The 525-nt window shown below is 74.1% G+C and carries 1 protein-coding gene; it reads left to right on the top strand.

Annotation, left to right across the window (positions count from 1 at the left end; translation table 11 throughout):
* Positions 1–525, top strand: a 525-nt coding sequence (locus tag IE258_RS40960; protein ID WP_189750860.1) for a universal stress protein, incomplete at both ends; no start/stop codon positions are given.

Below are 525 nucleotides of genomic sequence, written 5' to 3'. Positions count from 1 at the left end.
CTTCCGGCAGCGCGCCGAACGTCTCCCGCGCGAGGCGGGCGAGACGCTGCGGGCGCGCCACCCGGAACTGAAGGTCGTCGCCGAACAGATCCCCGGCGGCCCCATGGACATCATCCCCGAGGTGGCCAAGGACGCCGACCTGCTCGTCCTCGGCTCCCGCGGTCTCGGCGGCATCGGCGGCTTCCTCGTCGGCTCCGTCGGCATGGTGGTGATCGCGCACACCACCACCCCGGTCGTCCTCGTCCGGGATGCCACGTCCGCGAAGGCCGCCGGGCCCGTGGTGGTGGGCGTCGACACGGACAAGCCGAACGGCACGGTCCTCACCTTCGCCTTCGAGGAGGCCGCCCGCCGCGGCGCCGTGCTGAAGGCCGTGCACGGCTGGACCGTCCCGCCGTACTACGCCTACGCCCTCCCCGCCTACCCCGCGCTCGCCGCCGATCTGGGCGGGGAGCAGTCCGAGGCCCTGGCCGAGGTGCTGCGCCCCTGGCGGGAGAAGTTCCCCGACGTCGAGGTCGCCGAGGTGTC

Origin of the sequence: Streptomyces tendae, from assembly GCF_014650435.1 — a bacterium.
GTDB lineage: Bacteria > Actinomycetota > Actinomycetes > Streptomycetales > Streptomycetaceae > Streptomyces > Streptomyces tendae.
The sequence above is the reverse complement of the archived record's forward strand: the minus strand, read 5'-3'. Positions and strand labels throughout refer to the sequence as shown.